This window comes from Lentibacillus persicus, from assembly GCF_900112705.1.
GTDB lineage: Bacteria > Bacillota > Bacilli > Bacillales > Amphibacillaceae > Lentibacillus > Lentibacillus persicus.
On record NZ_FOMR01000005.1, the window covers coordinates 236187 to 255702 of the forward strand.

General features: G+C 43.5%; 19 protein-coding genes. All 19 read left to right on the forward strand.

All coding sequences use genetic code 11. The features are described 5' to 3' along the window. Positions 1–20 precede the first annotated feature (20 nt). The 19 genes from cysI to BMZ22_RS08865 all read left to right on the forward strand — a co-directional run bounded on the left by cysI (position 21) and on the right by BMZ22_RS08865 (position 19468). Positions 21–1748, forward strand: coding sequence for an assimilatory sulfite reductase (NADPH) hemoprotein subunit (gene cysI, locus BMZ22_RS08780; RefSeq protein WP_090084486.1), 1728 nt, complete (start codon positions 21–23; stop codon positions 1746–1748). A 46-nt stretch (positions 1749–1794) separates the two neighbouring features. After that, positions 1795–2571 carry a uroporphyrinogen-III C-methyltransferase gene (gene cobA / locus BMZ22_RS08785; RefSeq protein ID WP_090084488.1) on the forward strand — a complete coding sequence of 259 codons (777 nt, stop codon included), beginning with the start codon at positions 1795–1797 and terminating at the stop codon, positions 2569–2571. 28 nt (positions 2572–2599) lie between these two features. After that, positions 2600–3364 carry a sirohydrochlorin chelatase gene (locus BMZ22_RS08790; protein WP_090084491.1) on the forward strand — a complete coding sequence of 255 codons (765 nt, stop codon included), beginning with the start codon at positions 2600–2602 and terminating at the stop codon, positions 3362–3364. A 6-nt stretch (positions 3365–3370) separates the two neighbouring features. After that, entirely contained in the window at positions 3371–4000 is a 630-nt protein-coding gene (locus BMZ22_RS08795) for an NAD(P)-binding protein (RefSeq protein WP_090084493.1), read from the forward strand. Further along, positions 3997–4815 (forward strand): uroporphyrinogen-III synthase, encoded by an 819-nt coding sequence (locus tag BMZ22_RS08800; RefSeq protein WP_090084495.1) that lies wholly within the window; start codon positions 3997–3999, stop codon positions 4813–4815. Before BMZ22_RS08795 ends, BMZ22_RS08800 begins: the two co-directional genes overlap by 4 nt. Continuing rightward, complete coding sequence (locus BMZ22_RS17100; RefSeq protein ID WP_218144037.1) at positions 4808–4999, forward strand: hypothetical protein; 192 nt, start codon at positions 4808–4810, stop codon at positions 4997–4999. Before BMZ22_RS08800 ends, BMZ22_RS17100 begins: the two co-directional genes overlap by 8 nt. 267 nt (positions 5000–5266) lie before the next feature. Beyond that, on the forward strand, positions 5267–5989 hold the full coding sequence (locus BMZ22_RS08805; RefSeq protein ID WP_090084497.1) for a GntR family transcriptional regulator: 723 nt from the start codon (positions 5267–5269) through the stop codon (positions 5987–5989). Between the two features lie 366 nt (positions 5990–6355). Then, complete coding sequence (locus BMZ22_RS08810) at positions 6356–7711, forward strand: aminotransferase (protein ID WP_090084499.1); 1356 nt, start codon at positions 6356–6358, stop codon at positions 7709–7711. Between the two features lie 45 nt (positions 7712–7756). Continuing rightward, positions 7757–8692 (forward strand): selenium metabolism-associated LysR family transcriptional regulator, encoded by a 936-nt coding sequence (locus tag BMZ22_RS08815; RefSeq protein ID WP_090084502.1) that lies wholly within the window; start codon positions 7757–7759, stop codon positions 8690–8692. Between the two features lie 27 nt (positions 8693–8719). Beyond that, positions 8720–10501, forward strand: coding sequence for a sulfoacetaldehyde acetyltransferase (gene xsc / locus BMZ22_RS08820; protein WP_090084504.1), 1782 nt, complete (start codon positions 8720–8722; stop codon positions 10499–10501). 236 nt (positions 10502–10737) lie between these two features. Further along, positions 10738–12045 carry a TRAP transporter large permease gene (locus tag BMZ22_RS08825; protein WP_090084506.1) on the forward strand — a complete coding sequence of 436 codons (1308 nt, stop codon included), beginning with the start codon at positions 10738–10740 and terminating at the stop codon, positions 12043–12045. 120 nt (positions 12046–12165) lie between these two features. Then, entirely contained in the window at positions 12166–13248 is a 1083-nt protein-coding gene (dctP, locus tag BMZ22_RS08830; protein ID WP_177183399.1) for a TRAP transporter substrate-binding protein DctP, read from the forward strand. A 187-nt stretch (positions 13249–13435) separates the two neighbouring features. Beyond that, on the forward strand, positions 13436–13945 hold the full coding sequence (locus tag BMZ22_RS08835) for a TRAP transporter small permease subunit (protein WP_090084511.1): 510 nt from the start codon (positions 13436–13438) through the stop codon (positions 13943–13945). Positions 13946–14175: 230 nt separating this feature from the next. Further along, positions 14176–14784 (forward strand): TetR/AcrR family transcriptional regulator, encoded by a 609-nt coding sequence (locus tag BMZ22_RS08840; RefSeq protein WP_177183400.1) that lies wholly within the window; start codon positions 14176–14178, stop codon positions 14782–14784. 34 nt (positions 14785–14818) lie between these two features. Beyond that, positions 14819–15130, forward strand: coding sequence for a hypothetical protein (locus tag BMZ22_RS08845; RefSeq protein WP_177183401.1), 312 nt, complete (start codon positions 14819–14821; stop codon positions 15128–15130). Between the two features lie 224 nt (positions 15131–15354). After that, entirely contained in the window at positions 15355–16119 is a 765-nt protein-coding gene (locus BMZ22_RS08850) for a DeoR/GlpR family DNA-binding transcription regulator (protein WP_090084518.1), read from the forward strand. After that, entirely contained in the window at positions 16120–17418 is a 1299-nt protein-coding gene (locus BMZ22_RS08855; RefSeq protein WP_090084520.1) for a four-carbon acid sugar kinase family protein, read from the forward strand. A gap of 3 nt (positions 17419–17421) precedes the next feature. After that, positions 17422–18429 (forward strand): 4-hydroxythreonine-4-phosphate dehydrogenase PdxA, encoded by a 1008-nt coding sequence (gene pdxA / locus BMZ22_RS08860; RefSeq protein WP_425434276.1) that lies wholly within the window; start codon positions 17422–17424, stop codon positions 18427–18429. A gap of 19 nt (positions 18430–18448) precedes the next feature. Beyond that, a complete protein-coding gene (locus BMZ22_RS08865; protein ID WP_090084522.1) occupies positions 18449–19468 on the forward strand; it encodes a 4-hydroxythreonine-4-phosphate dehydrogenase PdxA in 1020 nt (339 codons plus the stop codon). The last annotated feature ends 48 nt before the right edge of the window (positions 19469–19516 follow it).

Sequence of the window (19516 nt, forward strand, 5' to 3'; positions counted from 1 at the left end):
ATGAGGAAAGGAGTTTGATCATGACAGACAATAAATTCCCTCACATGAACGAACCGCTCGATGTGATGGAACGAATTAAACGTGAGAGTGATTATTTGCGGGGGACAATTAAGGAAGGGCTTGAGGATCGAATAACTGCCGCTATTTCGGAGGAAGATACAAAGCTCTTAAAGTTTCACGGCAGCTATCAGCAGGATGACCGGGATGTGCGTGATGGCCGGCGCCGCAAGAAACTGGAACCTGCTTATCAGTTCATGATCCGTGTGCGGGCACCCGGCGGCGTGGCGACCCCTGAGCAATGGCTCACCCTCGATGACCTTGCCGGGAAGTATGCAAATGGGACAATGAAGCTGACGACAAGGCAGTCGTTTCAATTTCATGGCATTTTAAAATGGAACCTGAAAAAGACGATGCAGGAAATCAACGGCACGTTAATGAACACACTCGCTGCCTGCGGGGACGTCAACCGGAATGTCATGTGCAATCCGAACCCTTACCAGTCCAAGGTTCATTCCGAAGTGTACGAATGGTCAAAACAACTGAGTGAACATTTATCGCCAAGAACGAATGCGTATCATGAAATCTGGCTCGATGATGCAAAAGTGGTTGATACGAAAGAAGCGACTGAACCCATTTATGGCGAAACATATTTGCCGCGTAAGTTTAAAATTGGGATTGCGGTGCCGCCCTCCAATGATGTTGATATTTATTCGCATGATCTTGGATTCATTGCGATTCTCGAAGATGGCGAGCTGAAAGGATTCAACGTTGCGGTCGGCGGCGGAATGGGCATGACACATGGTGATACAAACACATATCCGCAAGTGGCGCGAGTGATCGGCTTTATTCCGGCAGACAAAATCATCGAAACAGCAGAAAAGGTCGTCACGATTCAGCGCGATTTCGGGAACCGCTCCAACCGAAAAAATGCCCGGTTTAAATACACGATTGATGCCGGCGGCGTTGATTGGTTTAAAGATGAATTGAATGAGCGACTCGGATGGGACTTGGAAGAGGCGCGCGATTTTAACTTTGAACATAACGGTGACCGGTACGGTTGGGTGGAAGGCGATGGCAGATGGCACTATACGTTGTTCATTCAAAACGGCCGTGTGAAAGATACCGAGGATTATCCGCTTATGACCGGTCTGCGGGAAATTGCGAAAGTCCATACAGGCGATTTTCGCTTGACTCCGAACCAGAATCTGATTATCGCCAATGTCACCGGACAGAAAAAGAAGAAAATCGACGGATTGCTAAAAGAATACGGCATTACGGAAGGGAAAGAATATTCGGCGCTCAAGCGGAATTCGATGGCGTGTGTGGCATTTCCAACGTGCGGTCTGGCAATGGCTGAATCGGAACGTTATCTGCCGTCGTTACTTGAAAAAATTGAAGTGATTCTTGATGAAGCCGGCATCCGTGAAGAAGAGATTACCATTCGCATGACGGGATGCCCGAACGGATGCGCACGTCCCGGGCTCGCTGAAATCGCGCTTATCGGCAAGGCGCCCGGGAAGTACAACATGTATCTTGGCGGTGGCTTTGCCGGCGAGCGACTGAACACGTTATACAAGGAAAATATCGGTGAAGACGATATTTTGAATGCGCTCCGCCCGCTCTTGATTCAATATGCAAAAGAACGGCAGAAAGGTGAGCATTTTGGGGATTATGTCATTCGCGCCGGCGTCGTTGAGGAAGTTCATTCAGGACTTGACTTTCATAAGGCGGCCTCGGTTAAAAAATAAGCATGTCCGGTCAAAAACGGTCAGGCTTAACGAAAGAGGTGTAACGATGGGAAAGGTTTACTTGACAGGCGCAGGCCCCGGTGATCCGGACTTAATAACCGTAAAAGGATTAAAATCAATCCAGCAGGCGGATGTTATTTTATATGACCGTTTAATTAATCCGGAATTGCTCGAGCATACAAAAGTGGGTGCGGAACTGATTTATTGCGGCAAACTCCCCGAGCGTCATTCACTCGCACAGGACGAGATCAATGCGCTGCTCTGTCAATTTGCCAAAGAAGGTAAAACGGTAACGCGATTGAAGGGCGGTGATCCGTTTATTTTTGGCAGAGGTGGCGAGGAAGCTGATGTGTTAAGCCAGCAGGCTATTGAATTTGAAATAATACCGGGGATTACCTCGGGTGCTGCAGCGCCTGCTTATGCAGGCATTCCCCTGACTCACCGCGATTACAGCTCATCGGTTGCTTTTGTGTCAGGTGTCAGCAAACCGGATATCTTATCCGAACAATACTGGGAGCATCTCGCACAGGGCGCGGATACGCTTTGTATTTATATGGGTGTGAAAAATCTTCCTGATATTTGTGCGAAGCTCATCCGATATGGCCGGGCTAACGAAACGCCGATTGCACTCGTAAACTGGGGCACAACTGAGGATCAGAAAACCGTGACAGGCACATTGAAAACGATTGTTGAAAAGGCGGCGGAAGTAAAAAATCCGTCGATGATCATTGTTGGCGAGGTTGTGCGGTTGCGGGAAAAGCTTCAGTGGTTTGAGGAGAAGGCAATGGATGAGAAGGTCCGGTTTGAAGCCAACACAGGTTGAGCATTTATAGTCGGGAGGAGGAATTGACGTGCAAGGTATTCTATATGTCAGTCACGGCAGCCGCATCCGGGAAGCGCGGCAAGAGGCGGTGTCATGCATCCAATCGGTGATCGGGAATGTTAATTTTCCGCTTCAGGAAATGTGCTTTCTGGAGCTTGCGGCGCCGACGGTCGAACAGGGTATCGATCGTCTCGTCAACCGGGGCGCCACGGCGATTTCCGTTATCCCGGTATTGCTGTTAAGTGCTGGGCATTATTATCACGATATACCGGAAGAACTCCGTGCGGCCAAGGCAAAGTACCCGGATATTCACTGGACGTACGGTAAGCCACTCGGCGTGCAGGACCGGTTTATCGATGTTTTGGCCGAGCGGATTCAGGAAACGGGTGCCCCGGCCAACGATGATGCGAAAATAATGCTTGTCGGGCGCGGCAGCCGTCATCCCGACACGATCAGGGATATTCAAGAAATCGGGGGCAAACTTAGGCGACAAACGGGTTTTGCGCAAGTAGATATTTGTTTTTTGGCTGCTTGTGGGCCTACTTTTGATGAGGCGTTGAAAACATCGATCGCGGAAGATCATTCACAGGTTTTTGTTGTGCCATATTTATGGTTCACCGGCGTGCTCATGCGTTCGATCCGGGAAAAATTAAGTGCCGTGAATGTCGCTGTAAAAAAGCAGTTTATTTGCTGCAACCAACTTGGAAGTCACGCGCTTATGCAGCGGGCGTTGGCGGAGCGCGTCTATGAATCGGTACACTTTGATGAATTTGTTTCGCCGAGAGGAGCGTAAGCGGTTATGACAGCCATTCCTCTCATGATTGACCTCGATGGGAAACGGGTTATCGTTGTTGGCGGCGGGGCTGTCGCAGAGCGCAGAATCCGTGCGCTTCTGGAAAGCGGCGCTCATCTGACGGTGATCAGCCCTGATGTAACAGAAGCGATTTATACTTTGTGGCAAGAAGGTGCTGTGGACTGGCGGCAGAAACGTGTATCAGGCGGTGACCTCTCGGATGCTTTTCTCATTGTGACAGCGGCAAACGATCTTGAGGTTAATCAATTTGTTGCTGCAAGAGCTCCGGCGAACGCCTTAATAAATAATGCCTCAGATGCCGAGCGCGGGAATACACAGTTTCCTTCCTTTTTTAACCGGGGCCGGTTGTCGCTCAGTGTCTCGACCAACGGAGCCAGTCCGATGCTTACGGCAAACATTAAGCGCGATTTGGAAGCGCAATTTGACAAAAGATGGACCGGGTATGTGGATTTTTTATATGAATGCCGCCAGCTGTTGAAACGAATACGCCTCCCTGAAAATGAACAGCGATTAATTTTGCAGCAAATTCTATCTGAAAACTATTATCATCATGCCAACCGGCAGATAATGCTCAACTGGCTGGCAAATGAGCCTGAAGGGGAGGACGCGCAATGAATGGGCTGCGAGGTAAAAAAATCGGTGTTGCGGCTTCACGAAATCGTGACGCCATCGCCAAACTGATTAAAACGAATGGCGGTGAACCAATCCATTTTCCAATTCAAGGGGAACAGCGGTTAAACGACAACGTGAGCTGCAAAGATGTGCAAAAATTTATAGATGAGGCGTTTGACGACGTTCTTTTAACAACCGGAATTGGAGCGGAAACGCTGGGAAAAGCGGCAAGCGATCTGAATTGTCACAGCGCTTTTATTGAAAAGCTCAAGGATGTATCTCTGGCAGTGCGCGGCAGCAAAACCGTCAATTGGCTGAAACAACAGTCGATCGTTGCTGACTTGGTTTCCGAAGACGGCACGATGGACAACCTGCTCGGTCAATTGGGTGATGGTAATGGCAGGCGGTTATTTTTACAGGCGTATAGTCAGGAAGATGTGGCGGTAAAGTCGCAACTCGAGCGGCAAGGTTATGCCGTATACCTTGCCAGGCCGTACCAGTATCGGGAGCCGGACCCTGATGTGCTGGCAGGTTTAGGGGAACAGATTAAATCGCAGTCGCTTGATGTCGTCGTATTCACGAGTAAAACGCAGGTTCGAAATCTTTTTAACGAAAGCGGTGGGGCAGAAATTGCGTCCGCCTTTAATGACAGTGTTCTGTCAGCAGCCGTAGGAAAAGTCACCGCAGCCGAGCTCGAGAAAAATGGCGTGACAACCGTCTTTCAACCAAAAACACAAAAAATGGGCGTCATGATCATCGAATTAAGCCGGGACATGGGGACGGGATCGCTGTCCCCCGCATCGATGCGCCATGAGTGAGCGACGATATGGGCGGGAGCGGCGAGAAATGTTCCGGAGCGAGGAAATATGTTCCGGAACGGCCGGAACTCGGAAATATGTTCCGGAACAGCGAAACATGGGCAGGAAATTTGAAATATGTTCCGGAGCAGCGAAATATGTTATGACGACAACGAGCGGTTTTATTACAACCGTGAGAATTTAAAAAATGGCTGGTTTTTGGCAAAACGGTAAGAAGGTAAAATGATGGCAGCGGAGGTAATCCGCTCCATCATTTTTTTGGTTAAACGAAGTTGTCCTTTCCTTTCCTTATCCAGAAAAATAATCCGAATTTTGCGAATAAAAGTATTGAATTATGCACGGTAATAGAGTATGATTTTAGTATCAGAAAATTGGTACGTATGTCTTTTGCTATTTAACGCAACATCACTACAATATTCGTTTTTCCATCAACAAAGAGAGGTTTTGAGTCATGCCATTAAACGACGAGAGTTCGATCTCTCTACATGTGCAGCTTAAGAGGATTATTGAAAATCAAATAGCGAATGGTGAGCTTACCGGTAAAATTCCCACTGAAAGGGAATTTATGGAACACTATAACGTTAGCCGGAGCACCGTCCGTGAGGCCGTCAGCCTTCTGGTTCGCGAGGGCATTTTGGAAAAAAGACATGGAAGCGGCACTTTTGTATCCATTAAACCAATTCAACAATGGCTGGGCAATCTGACCAGTACGAGCGACATGATAAGGCAGATGGGGAGAAAGCCGGGCGCGAAATTGATTGAACAGTACATTCTAACGCCGCCAGTTTATATACAGGAAAAAATTAATCTGGAGAAAGTGTATTTTATTAAGCGGGTTCGTTTCGCCGATCATATCCCGATTGGTATTGAATGTCATTACTACCCGGTTGCTATCGGGGAAGCACTGGCTGAGTATAATTTGAATGATGCGACGCTTTATGAAATTCAACAAAATGAGCTTGGTATTTGGTTTGCGGATGCGACGCAAACAATTGGAAGCGGGATCATACCGGATGAGGATGCAGACCTTCTAAATGTTCCGAAACAGCTGCATGTTTTAGTGGCTGAGCGTGTTATAAAAGATAGTGATGGCAGTATGGTTGAATTTGAAAAAGCGTATTACCGCAGTGACATGTATAACTTTCAAATTCAATTATCGCGCAAGCTTGGTTGATTTCTATACCGATCTCATTTTACTGCGCATCACCAAATTCGTATTAATAAAAAAATATTATAGAACTTATCACCTTTTGAAATAACAGAATTAACAAAAAATTATTGAATTTCGAGTCCAGCATCCGATATACTATAACTAACCAACAAAATTGGTACGGATGTCCTTATGTTTTAAATTTGTTGGAATGGGATGGATAGCCCCAATTAAAGACTGATATCCACCTGATAAAGCAATGAAAGGAGCCTTCTTAAATCAATCTGGCGTTTCAGTTTTTGCCACTAAAGGTCAGGATGTCTTTGTAGAAAAACGCATTAATTGAAACGGTTTCTTAATCTTTTGTATCTCACGAAAGGAGGAATTTAAATGAAAGCAGAAGTTGAAATGAAAAGGGGAGCAGAGGAAAAAAAATCGCATCTTTGGAATGCCATGCATAAATACAACCCGAATGTTAAGCCGACGGTAGCCGTTTCGGGTGAGGGTTCCTGGTTTAAAGATGAAGAAGGCAATGCGTATCTCGATGGTGTTTCCGGCCTCTGGTGTCTCAATCTGGGGTATGGAAGACAGGAGATCGTTGACGCGGCAGCTGAGCAGATGATGAAGCTCGCGTATTTTCCATTGACAATGAATCATCAGCCGGCTATTCAACTGGCCAATAAACTTAGCGAATTATTAGGCGCAGCGTATCAGACATTTTTCTCGAATGGAGGCTCTGAAGCAAATGAAACTGCATTCAAGATAGCCCGTCAGTATCACCAGCAGACCGGCAATCCTGGAAAGTATAAATTCATTTCGCGCTATCGGGCTTATCACGGTTCCACTTTGGGTGCCATGAGTGCGACAGCTCAGGCCAACCGTCGTTTTAAATACGATCCGTCAGCGCCGGGTTTCCTGCATGTTGCGCCGCCATATAGTTATCGCTCGCTGTTTTCAGGCACTTCAGAAGAAAAGGATATGCGAGCGGCTGATGAACTGGAGGAAATGATCCGCTGGGAAGGTGAGGAAACAGTAGCCGCTGTGATTATGGAGCCGTTTATTTCGGGTGGCGGGGTTATTATACCATCTATGAAATATATTGAACGGGTTTCTGAAATTTGCCGGAAATATCACGTTCTGCTCATTATGGATGAAGTTGTCTCCGGGTTTGGCCGCACAGGTGAAATGTTTGGATTCAAGCATGCGAATGGTATACAGCCGGATATTGTGACGATGGCAAAAGGACTGACCAGCGGGTATTTGCCACTTGGTGCCACCTCGGTGAAAGCTGAAATTTATGAGGTGTTTAAACAAGAAGGAAAAGACAATCACTTCCGGCATGTTTCAACTTACGGCGGACACCCGGCAGCCTGTGCAGTCGGACTGAAAAACATTGAAATTATTGAGAAAGAAAAGATTGTTGATCGTGTACGGCAACTTGGCCATTCGAGGCTGTCAGAATTGCGTAATCTCCAAGAGCATAAACATGTAGGTGAAGTCCGGCAAGTCGGTTTTCTGCTGGGAATGGAAATGGTTGAGGATAAGTCGACTAAAGAACCATTGTCAGATTCAAAAATGAATGAAGTGGTTGGCGCGTGTAAACAAAAGGGCTTAATCATCGGAAAAAATGGTGATACCGTGCCTGGAGGAAATAACATCCTCATTATCGCACCACCGCTTTCGAGTACTGAGGAAGACTTGGATTTCATCATTGAAACCGTCAAATCTGTTATTCGCAGTATTTAAAGAAGCTGGCTGTGGCGAAGCGCGCTGGATGGGCAGGTTATATATGTGAACTATGAACGATTAAAAACATTTATTGTAGTTGCTGAAAAGAATAGTTTTTCAGAAGCGGCTAAAATATTGTATGTCACTCAACCTACGATTACATCACAAATTAAATCGTTGGAAGAAGAATTGAATACAAAATTATTTGAGCGAACAACAAAAAAAGTGGCGTTGACGCAGTCGGCCAAAATTCTATTAAAATATGCCAGAGAAATTGTCCAAATGAATGATGCTGCACGAAAAGAGATTACGGACATGGAGCGCACCACTTATGGGGATTTAGGGATGGGGTGCAGTTTGACAATCGGTGAATATATTTTACCGGAATTTCTCAAGCAATTTAAAGAAATGTATCCGCTCATTCAAATACAGGTGAATATCGCAAACTCCCAGGCGATTATCAGCAGCATTAAAGATCAATTAATTGATGTGGGGCTGATCGAGACTCCAATAGAAGATGAGCAGATATGTCTTGAACCGTTTCTTGAGGATGAACTTGTATTAATTGCAGCCCCCGATTATTTTCCGGAAGTAGACAACTATCTGACAATCGAGCAAGTTAAGAACGCACCGCTTATATTTCGTGAAGAAGGCTCAGGAACACGTTCAGTTGTGAATCATTATATGGAAAAAGCAGGCTTAACGAAAAATGATTTGCAAATTGTGATGGAATTAGGGAGCACCGAAGCAATTAAAGCAGCAGTGGAATCTGGACTTGGGGTTTCGTTCATTTCCAAAAATGCGATTAAAAAGGAACAGAAGCTGGGACTGCTAAAAGCCTATTCCATCAGTGAGATAAAGCTTAAACGATCTTTTTATATTGCCCACCGAAAAAAACATGTGTTGAAGTCAACAACAGAGCTGTTTTTAGACACATTGCGAGGTATCGTTAGAAAAAAAGAGGAAGCAAAAATTCAAATGTTATCCAAAGATAATTAAAGCGTTATTAAAAAGGAGGATTTCAAAATGGTCAAGCAAACAGAGGAAATGGAGCGGGCAGTCAAGCAGAAACAGAAAATGACACCTAGTGAGGCAATTGTGGAAACCCTTGTCGCGGAAAATATTAAAGAAGTTTACGGAATTGTCGGCTCAGCGTTTATGGATATGCTTGATTTGTTCCCGGCAGCCGGAATTCGCTTTATCCCGGTGCGCCACGAACAAAGTGCCGGGCATATGGCAGATGCTTATGAACGTGTGTCCGGCACAGCGGGCGTTATTGTCGGGCAAAATGGACCGGGGATCACGAATATGGTCACATCAGTGGCAGCCGCGAATCAGGCGCACAGCCCACTGGTTGTCATTTCGCCTTCTGCGGGTACAAATGCGATTGGACTGGATGGGTTTCAAGAGGCTAACCAGGTATCCATTTTTGAAGATATTACAAAAGAAACGGTCCAGGTAACAAACAAGAACCGTGTTGCTGATAACTTGCGGACAGCTTTCCGTATTGCTTATGCCGAGCGCGGACCTGTGCTATTCGATATTCCACGTGATTTGTTCTATGGGGAATTGGAGGATGTTATTCTCGAACCGCACCAATACCGCGCTGATAAACGAGGGATTGGTGATCCAGCGTCTATCGAGCGAGCTGTTGAGTTGCTGAAAAATGCCAAAAAACCGGTTATTATATCTGGTCGGGGTTCAGTCGATGCCAATGGAGTTGAGTCTGTCATCAAAGTAGCCGAGCATTTAGAGGCGCCGGCTGCAACAGCTTATATGCACAATGATGCCTTCCCGGCTGATCATCCCTTGGGAGTGGGGCCGATTGGCTATATGGGATCAAAAGCAGCGATGTATTCCCTGCAGGAAGCGGATGTCGTGCTTGCAGTCGGGACACGCTTGTCACAGTTTGGCACGTTGCCTTGTTATGATATTGATTACTTCCCAACCGATGCCAAAATTATTCAAATCGATATTAACCCGCGCCAGATTGGCCGCACGCATCCTGTGGAAGTGGGTATTATCGGTGATGCGAAAGCAGCAAGTGATGAAATCTATCGTCTGTTAAAGTCAGAGGTGCCGACGCCTGAAAAGAACCCAGCACGTCTCCAGACTATAAGCCAACGAAAAGAAGAGTGGGAACAGGAACTTGTCGATTTGGCAATGGAAGATGGCAATCCAATTAACCCGCGCCGTGCTTTATTGGAAATGACCAAAGCGATGCCGGAAAACGCGATTGTTTCATCGGATATCGGAAACGTGTCGTCAACTGCGAATGCTTACTTGAAATTTAATCAAACGAGGCGTCACATTGCAGCATTAACATTCGGTAACACCGGATTTGCTTATCCGGCAGCCCTGGGTGCACAGCTGGCTGAACCGGATGCTCCTGTATTCGCAATTATTGGTGATGGCGCGTGGGGTATGAGTCTGCATGAAGTGAGCACAGCCGTTGAACAAAATATTCCGGTGGTAGCCTGTGTCTTCAACAATAAATCATGGGCAGCTGAAAAGAAAAACCAGGTTGACTACTATGATGATCGGTATGTTGGGTCAAACATTGAAGCACCGGAGTTTGCCGAAGTGGCTAAATCGATGGGTGCACTTGGTTACACAATTGATAAACCGGAGGAGATTGAACCGACAATCAAAGAAGTGCTGAAGAAGCGTAAACCTGCCGTGCTGAACATTTATGTAGATGGAACGCAACTGGCACCGCCATTCCGAAAAGATGCCTTGAAAATGCCAACTCGTTTCCTGGATAAATATAAGCATCTGGATTATAGCGAGTGGGGGAATAAGCAGTAAGTGCAGTAAGGTTTTAAGGGAGCTCTCTGTCTTAGTGTGTGGCAGAGAGCTTTTTGCTAAAGATTAAGCGAAAAATTCATTTGCAAAGTTAATAAAGTTTATCTACAATCTTAATATATATAATTTTCGGAATCTATTGAATTATGACAACGGCAATGTTTGAATTAAAACAGTAATAGAACTTATTAAGAGCTATACCCGGTAATAGATAAAGGAGACTGTAAGGGGAGGATAATTTGGACACGATACTCATCATATCATTAATGTTTATTTGCCTTTTTGTTGTCTTATTTTTGGGGTTGCCTGTTGCCCTTGGACTTGGTGGCACTGCGGCTCTGTTTGGTTATTTGTTCGCTCCTGAGGTGTTGACGGCTGCGCCCAGTACATTTTTTTCCACGCCATGGCAACATATTTTAGTAACAGTGCCGTTGTTCATATTTATGGGCAATATTATTCGTTATTCGGGGATTGCTCAAGACGCTTATGATGCAGCGTATAAATTAATTGGCCATCTTCCCGGAGGCTTGGCAATGGGCACGGTGCAAGTTTGTACAATCTTTGCAGCTATAACGGGTGTAACACCCCCGGCAACGATTACGATGGGACAAATCGCTTACCCTTCAATGATGCGGTATAACTACCACAGAGGTATCGCGATAGGTTCCATCGGTGCCGGTGGAGCACTGGGCGCCCTCATTCCTCCAAGTGTCCCCTTTATCTTTTACGGCATTCTTGCCAATGAATCGATAGGTGCTTTGTTTTTAGGCGGAATTATACCAGGGTTAATCTTGTCCACTTTATATGTCATCTATATCGGCATAAGATGTAAGATCCAGCCACACATGGGCCCGGCAATCCCTAAAGATAACAGGTATTCTGTGCGGGAAAAAATTGGCGCTGTAGCTGGTATTTGGCCGTTTCTTCTTCTTATTTTTCTTGTTCTGGGCGTCATTTGGCTAGGGGTTGCGACACCTGCAGAAGCTGCGGCATTTGGTGCCGGCGGTGCTCTTCTTATTAACGTTCTGTACAGAAGCATTACCTGGGAGATCGTTAAAGACTCTCTAATATTTACAGTCAAACTTGTTGGGATGGGTTTTTGGATATTGATCGCTGCAAACTTTTTCGTCAATATTTTTAGCGCACTTGGCGGCCAGGGCATTATTACTCAGGCAGTCTTGGCAATGCCAGGCGGTGAATGGGGCGCTTTGTTGATGATGATGCTCATTATCATGCTCCTCGGGATGATAATGGATGATTGGGCGATTATCATGATGGTCACGCCATTGTTTGTGCCGATCCTGAACATATTGGATATAAGTACACTGTGGTTTGGTGTTTTGTTTATCGTCAATATACAGATTGCTTATTTGACGCCTCCATTTGGTTTTGTCTTGTTTTGGATCAAAAGTATATTGCCAAAAGATGTCACGATGGGGGACGTTTACCGTTCCGTTCTTCCGTTCATCGGTTTGCAAATCATTGCTTTAATATTATTAATCTTGTTTCCTGAATTGGCAACATGGCTTCCGAGCACGATGAAGTAATTTTGTTCAAAAGCGAATTTAAAAAGGAGGTGGTTCACCATTCCAAAAACTTGAACATTCACGCGCCGTTGATCGTCTGAGGGGGCAGGACGTGCTAAATATGAAAAGGAGGTTATATTGGTGAAAAAGTATCTTATATTTTTACTGTTACTGGTTTCTGCCGTTCTTGTTATAACGGGGTGCCAAGCTGAAGAAACACCAGAAGCAGAAGGGTCTGATTCAGAAGAAGAATATGGTCCCCCTGAAGAAGTAACCAAATGGACATTCCAGCCTGCTTTTGATTCCGGAGATGCCGGCTGGGCGAATGGTGTTGAGCCGTGGATTGAGGATGTAGAAGAAGCGACAGAAGGTACAATTGAAATTGATTTACTTCCGGCCGGTTCAATCGTTAGCGGGAATGAAGCTTTTGGTGCTGCCAGTAACGGGACGATTGATGTGTATGCCGGCTGGGCAACCGTTTATGGCGGGATTATGCCTGAGGGTATGCTCGCTTATGGTATGCCAATGGGCGCAGAGAACTCCGAACAGGCCTGGGAGGCTATGTGGGGAGATGACGAGTATCGAATTGGTGAGCTTGTACAGGAAGCAGCCAATGAAGAAAACCTGCAATGGGTAGGCTGGGCAAATCAAGGACCAAATTCTATCTTCACTACTTTTCCAATAAACAGTTTAGAAGATTTGGAAGGAAAAAAACTTAGAGCTGGCGGTCCTCAAGCATTATTCTTTGAAGCAATGGGAGGAACACCGGTATCTTTCGAAAGTGATGAAATCTACTCAGGAATCGATTTAGGCACGATTGAAGGAACCTTTTGGGACACTGGCGGCATGAATGATATGAATTTTCATGAAGTTATTGATTATGCGATGCTCCCTGGGTGGAACCCTGCTCAGCATCAGGAAATCTACGTCAATAAGGACGCGTGGAATGAATTGAATGAATGGCAGCAGGATAAGATCAATGAGATTTTTGAATCGAACTATTTTAAAACGAGCGAGATGCATGCTGAAGGAGTCGAAGAAGCTCTGCAGGATCTGGAAGATAGCGGTGGAGAAGTTATTACTTTAAGTGATGAAAAGGTTGAGGAAATGCGTCAAGAAGCGATTGAAAAAGTATGGCCTGAAATTGCTGATCAGTCAGAACGTAATGCTGAGGGCGTTGAACGGTGGGAACAATACCTGCAAGATAAGGGCATGATTGAATGATAGACTTTTGTGTTAGATCAGATTTTCTGCCACCTTAATAAGGCTGAAGTGTAAGGAATACTGAGGCAACCCGCCCCTTCTGTATTAAGGTTTGTCTGTGCTATTAATTGGTATTCACCAACAGGAGAGGCGGTTTGTTTTTGGCAGATCATAGTTACCTTGTCATGAAAGGAGATGGGCCAATCAAATGAAGGTGTGGGGCAATGTTGAACGAACAATTGACTCAATCAGCGAATGGTTAGGCAGAATCGGGTGGCTTATCATTCTTTATGCGCTGTTTTTTGGGGTATTTGACGTCATTATGAGATATTTTTTCAATGAGCCTTCTTTATGGATTTCCACTACCATTCAATATGGAATGGTGTTATTGGCTTGTGTGTCCGGGGCTTATTCGCTTAACACGGATTCATTTGTTAAAGTCGATCTTTTCTATGAAAAATTTTCGACGAGAAAAAAAGCGATTTGCGATATTATTACATTCGCGTTTGCTTTTTTGTATTTGTATGTGTTGATCACAAAAGGAATAGAAACCGCTTCAGCATCTTTTGCAACGAGAGAAACAACACCGACAGCTGTTCCAATACCCCTTTATCATCTAAAAGCAGCTATCCCGATAGGAGCATTTTGTGTCCTGTTAGTAGTCATTAAAAAATTCGTTCGGGATATTCAAACAGTAATCGGGGACAGGGGGACGTGATCGCTGTCCCAACAAGGTTACCGCAGGATGGAATGTGCTAGTAAAGCTGCTGGTTCAAATAGAACTGGCAGCTTTTTTGTCTTAGTGGGACAAGGTGTCAGACAGAGTCCCACTACCCCTGTTTACTTTTCAGAAAATTACTATTATAATTAAAACAAAGGTTAGTGAATACTCACTAACCGTAACAATCTACCGCATTTTCCATCAACGACACGTAGGAGGTGAAGGCCTTGGATAGTAGGAAGCGTTTACCGGCGAAGCAAAGGAGAAGAATTCTAATTCATGCCGCGATTGATGTGTTTTCAGAATCGAATTTTCAAGTGGCAAAAGTTGCAGATATTGCGTCGCGCGCAGGTATTTCCGAACCAATGGTTTATAAATTTTTCAATTCAAAAAAAGAATTATTTCTCGAGATTCTGGATAGCACCAGCCATAAAACGCTCCAAAATTTCCTGGCTTTTAATCGCGAAGGGTTTGAGCAGGCAGCGTCCAAAGAGGAACTTATCAGGCTACTCGAAGAAAGTTTGATGACGTACTTTGACAGCATGGAAACTTACAGAAAAGAGATTAAAATCTATTTTCAGGCGATATCGGAAATTGACGATCCGGATGTACAAGAAGTGTTAAAAAGCGCTTATGAACGTTATGCTGACTTTTATGATTCAGTCCTGCAACGTGCACAAGCCAAAAACCTTATCGGCAGTGCGCTTGATACAAAAGCAATCGCTTGGGATATTGTCGGGTTTACAATTCACCAAAGTACCCTGTTTATTATGGGGTATTATGATAAAGAAAATTTGAAAGCGTTTTTATCACGAAGGCTGCAAACATGGCTTTAACAGCCAAACCTTAAGCGAAAGAGGGGCTATACAAATGAGAAAAGTAACGTATGCAAATCCTGAATTAAACGTGATGTCAGATGAAGAAATCCATCAATTGCGGGAAACAAAATTAATGAACCAAATCAAATATACTTATCGAAATTCCGAATTCTATCAGAATAAATTTAAGGAAATTGGGGTTTCGCCTCAAGAGATAACATCAATAGAAGATTTTCGTAAACTGCCATTATTAATGGACAAAGAAAACGAGAGAATCAGTCAGCAGGAATCCCTGGAAAGAATGGGCCACCCTTTTGGTATGCACTTGTGCGCTTCACCACGCAGTAAATATATCCTCGCGTAATGGTTTGTATTTATATCAGTTGTTAAAAATGAACACATCAATGAAGAGGTAACAAAACGTATTTTATTAAGGATTTTTTGCCTGTTTGCGCTAAATGGATAATTAATTTCACCCCATTTATGTGAATTTTAATAAAAAATCAAAACATCTATTGACATATTCGAACAAATATATCAAAATAAAACAAACAAAAGTTAAAAGTTAACAGAAAAGCAGGGGATTTCATGTTACCGGTAGAACGTAGAAAGTGGATTGAAGATCAAATATTAATTAATGGAAAAATTGATATCGATAGTTCTTCAAAACAACTAAATGTTTCTTCGATGACAATAAGAAGAGATTTGAAAGAACTTGAAAATGAAAACAAAGTTATTCGAACCCATGGCGGGGCAGTTTCGCCTGAGTCTTTAATAACAGAAATTCCATATTCCTCAAAGAAAGGGCAAAATATCAATGAAAAGAAGTCAATAGCTTTAAAAGCAAAATCAATTATAAAACCAGATTCTACAATTATATTAGATTCGGGGACTACTACTTTAGAGCTTGCAAAATTGTTAAAAGGTCGTAACGATTTAACAATCGTTACTAATGATATCAAGATAGCTGGAGAGTTAATGAGCAGTCTGAATAAAGTTATTGTCACGGGAGGGGAAATGCAGAAAGATATTGGAGCGTTATTTGGTGCTGCTACTCAACAAATGTTAAAGGTCATCCATGCCGATGTATTTTTCTTGGGAGCCCATGCTGTTGATATAAGTCGTGGTGTTACTTCGCCAACTTTTGACAAATCCCTGATTAAACAATTAATGATAGATGCTTCTAAAGAAACTTGGCTTTTAGCCGATTACAGTAAATTTGGTAAAAAAGCATTTTCAAGTGTGTGCTCATTAACTGATTTAGACGGGGTTATTACTGATTCGAATCTGGAATCTTCCATTAATAGCCAACTGGAACCCAGTGTACCTGTTTTATACGGAGGTGAGTTATAAGTGAGAGTTGGCGTGATAGCCGATGATTTAACCGGGGCAAATGCTACAGGTGTAAAGTTATCAAAGCAAGGCCTTTTCGCTGTTACCTTCTTGGGGAATGGAAGAATTCCCTATAACGAGAAAGAAATGGCGGTTTGTATTGATACCGATAGTCGCTATGTTTCCTTTGATACATCAAAAAAGCGGGTACAGGAATCGCTTGGAAAACTTCAAGATTGGAACACAGATCTAATTTGCAAAAGGATTGATAGTACTTTTCGCGGTAATATTGGACAAGAATTAGATACAATCCTTGATACATTGTATGAAGACGCTGCAATTGTCATGTGTCCTTCCTATCCAGCGTCTGGAAGAATGACGATAGGTGGGTATTTGTTGGTTGATAATCAGCTGATACAAGTAACAGATATTGCAAATGATCCCATACAACCCATAAAAAGCTCTTTTGTACCAAAATTGGTGGAGGACCAAAGTGATCGAGATGTTGGTTTAATAAGTATTCACCAAGTAGAACAGGGCGGTGATGTCATTCGTTCAGAGATAGAAAGGTACATTTCAAAAGGTCATCAAATTATTGTTTGTGATGCTATATCGGAAAAAAATATTAATGATGTCGCTTACGCCATGTCACAAATTAAGCACGCTCAGTTAATTCCTGCTGATCCAGGACCATTAACAAATGCTTACATAAGACACACAAATAATAAGAACGTACATCCGGAAGCAGATTTTCTATTGACAATAGGAAGTGTTACCTCACTTACAACCAAACAAATTGAGTATTTATTGAGCGAACTTAAGATTGAACCGGTTATAGTCCGCCCTGCAGCATTAGCAACTTTATCGAGTTCTTGGGAGGAAGAAGTGAATCGTGCAGTGCGGGAAACTGAAAAATTACTGAAGAAACAATCCTTTTTAGTGGTAACGACAAACAGCCCAGAACAAAAACTGGTTGATTTAAATCGAATTGCAGCAACTGAAAACGTTTCGAAAGACTTGTTAGCAAAGCGAATTACCGAAGGCTTGGCGGAAATTTCCCGAAAAATCATTCTTAAATCGAATCAAAAAATAGATAAATGCTTTTTTAGTGGTGGAGATGTTACCGCTTCCTTTTGTGAAAGAGTCGGAGCGGAAGGAATTGATTTAAAAGGTGAAGTTATGCCACTAGCAGCATATGGTGAACTGCTCGGCGGTGAGTTTAACGGGCTCTCTGTTATAACGAAAGGGGGGATGGTGGGGAGTCACACTGCGATTTTAGATAGTATAAAATATATGCAATCTTTAGCTAAAAGAAGATAAGGAGTGTTTTCATTGAATAATATTATTTCAATCCCCATGGGAGACCCGGCAGGTATTGGGCCGGAAATTACAGTAAAGGCATTAAATAACAAAGAAATCTATGATCAGTGTGCCCCTCTGGTAGTTGGGAATAAAGAGGTTTTGAAAAATGCAATGGAAATGACCGGCGTCACATTGGATACAAATGCTATCACAAATCCTAACGAGGGAAAGTACACGTTCGGTACAATTGATGTCATCTCTTTAGATAATCTTGATGTATCTGAGCTGAGGATAGGTGAAGTGCAGAAACAAGCAGGCGCTGCAGCCTTTGAATACATTAAAACTTCCATCAATATGGCAATGGATGGGGAAGTATCAGCGTTGGCTACTACACCAATAAACAAAGAATCTTTGCAAGCAGCTGAAGTGCCATATATAGGGCATACAGAAATGTTAGGAGAGCTGACCAATTCAGAAGACCCTTTAACGATGTTTGAAGTCCTTAATATGCGAATCTTCTTTTTGACGCGGCATGTATCGTTAAAGGATGCGATTGGCCAAATGACAACAGAACGTGTTTACACTTACCTGAGACGTTGTAATCAGGCTCTTAAACAGTTAGGAGTGGAAGATGGCAATATAGCTGTTGCAGGACTGAACCCTCATTCTGGTGAAAACGGTTTGTTCGGGAGAGAAGAAATAGACGAAATCATACCAGGCATTAATAAAGCTGTTGAAGAAGGGATAAAAGTAGAGGGACCAGTTCCAGCGGATTCTGTATTCTATCACGCCTTAAACGGCAAGTATTCAGCAGTTCTCTCGCTTTATCATGACCAAGGTCATATTGCTGCCAAAATGACTGATTTCGAAAGAACCATTTCGATTACAAACGGGTTACCATTCTTAAGAACCTCTGTAGATCACGGAACAGCATTTGATATTGCGGGTACCGGCAAAGCAAGCAGTGTAAGCATGGAGGAATGTATTAAGTTAGCAGCTAAATACAGTCAATCATTTTATAAAGTTTAATGAGAGGAAGTTATTTTCTATGGTGAATTCAAATTCAACAATAGGTGTTACCTTAGGTGACGCCACAGGTATTGGCCCGGAATTAATCGCTAAGGCGTTTCAAGAGAAAAAGGTCCGTCAACAAGCTGCATGGGTTCTTGTAGGAGATAAAAGGGTTCTCCTGCAAGGACAAGCGATTGCAGGATTGGAATTAGAAGTAACCGAAATTACGGACGCGAGTCAAATTAATAACACAGCAGGCACAATAAATTTTATTGATTTAGAAAATATTAGTCCAGACGATTATCATTTAGGTGAATTGTCCGAACTTTCAGGTAAAGTAACGGGTGAAACACTGAAATACGTCCTGGAACTTTCTAAGGATGGAGTTATAGATGGGGTGGTATATGCTCCTTTAAATAAGGAAGCACTCCATCGTGGGGGGCATCACTTTCAAGACGAACTCCATTTCTTTGCTGATCAACTAGATTGTAAAGAAGGTTTCAGTGAAATTAATGTTATGGATGATCTTTGGGTATCGCGGGTGACATCGCATATTCCTTTGCGAAATGTAAGCGAAAACATTTCACAAGAGAAGGTGGAAGAACGTATACAATTCGCAGACAAAACGTTGAAAGCTGCAGGTGTTGAAAATCCAAGGATTGTTGTATCAGCTCTTAATCCACACGCTGGGGATGGAGGGATGCTTGGTGATGAAGAGATAAGATTTATAACACCTGCTATAGAATCGTCGAGTAAAAAAGGTATTAATGTAGCTGGTCCATACCCAGCAGACACATTGTTTCTACGTTTAAATAAAGAACCGTTCGATTGTCTGCTTGCGATGTATCATGATCAAGCTCAAACAGGAATGAAACTGTTAGGTTTTAATCGTGGGGTCACCATGAGTGGTGGTTTACCAATTACATTAACAACACCAGCACATGGCACAGCATTTGATATTGCTGGTGAGGGCGATGCAAATCCTGGAGCAACAATAGCTGCTATAAATATGGTTGTGAAAATGGCATCTGCCCACACGTATCAAAAAAGTAAGTAAATTGGTGATGTTTTCATTAGACAAATAAATTTTAGTAAAGGAAGCTAT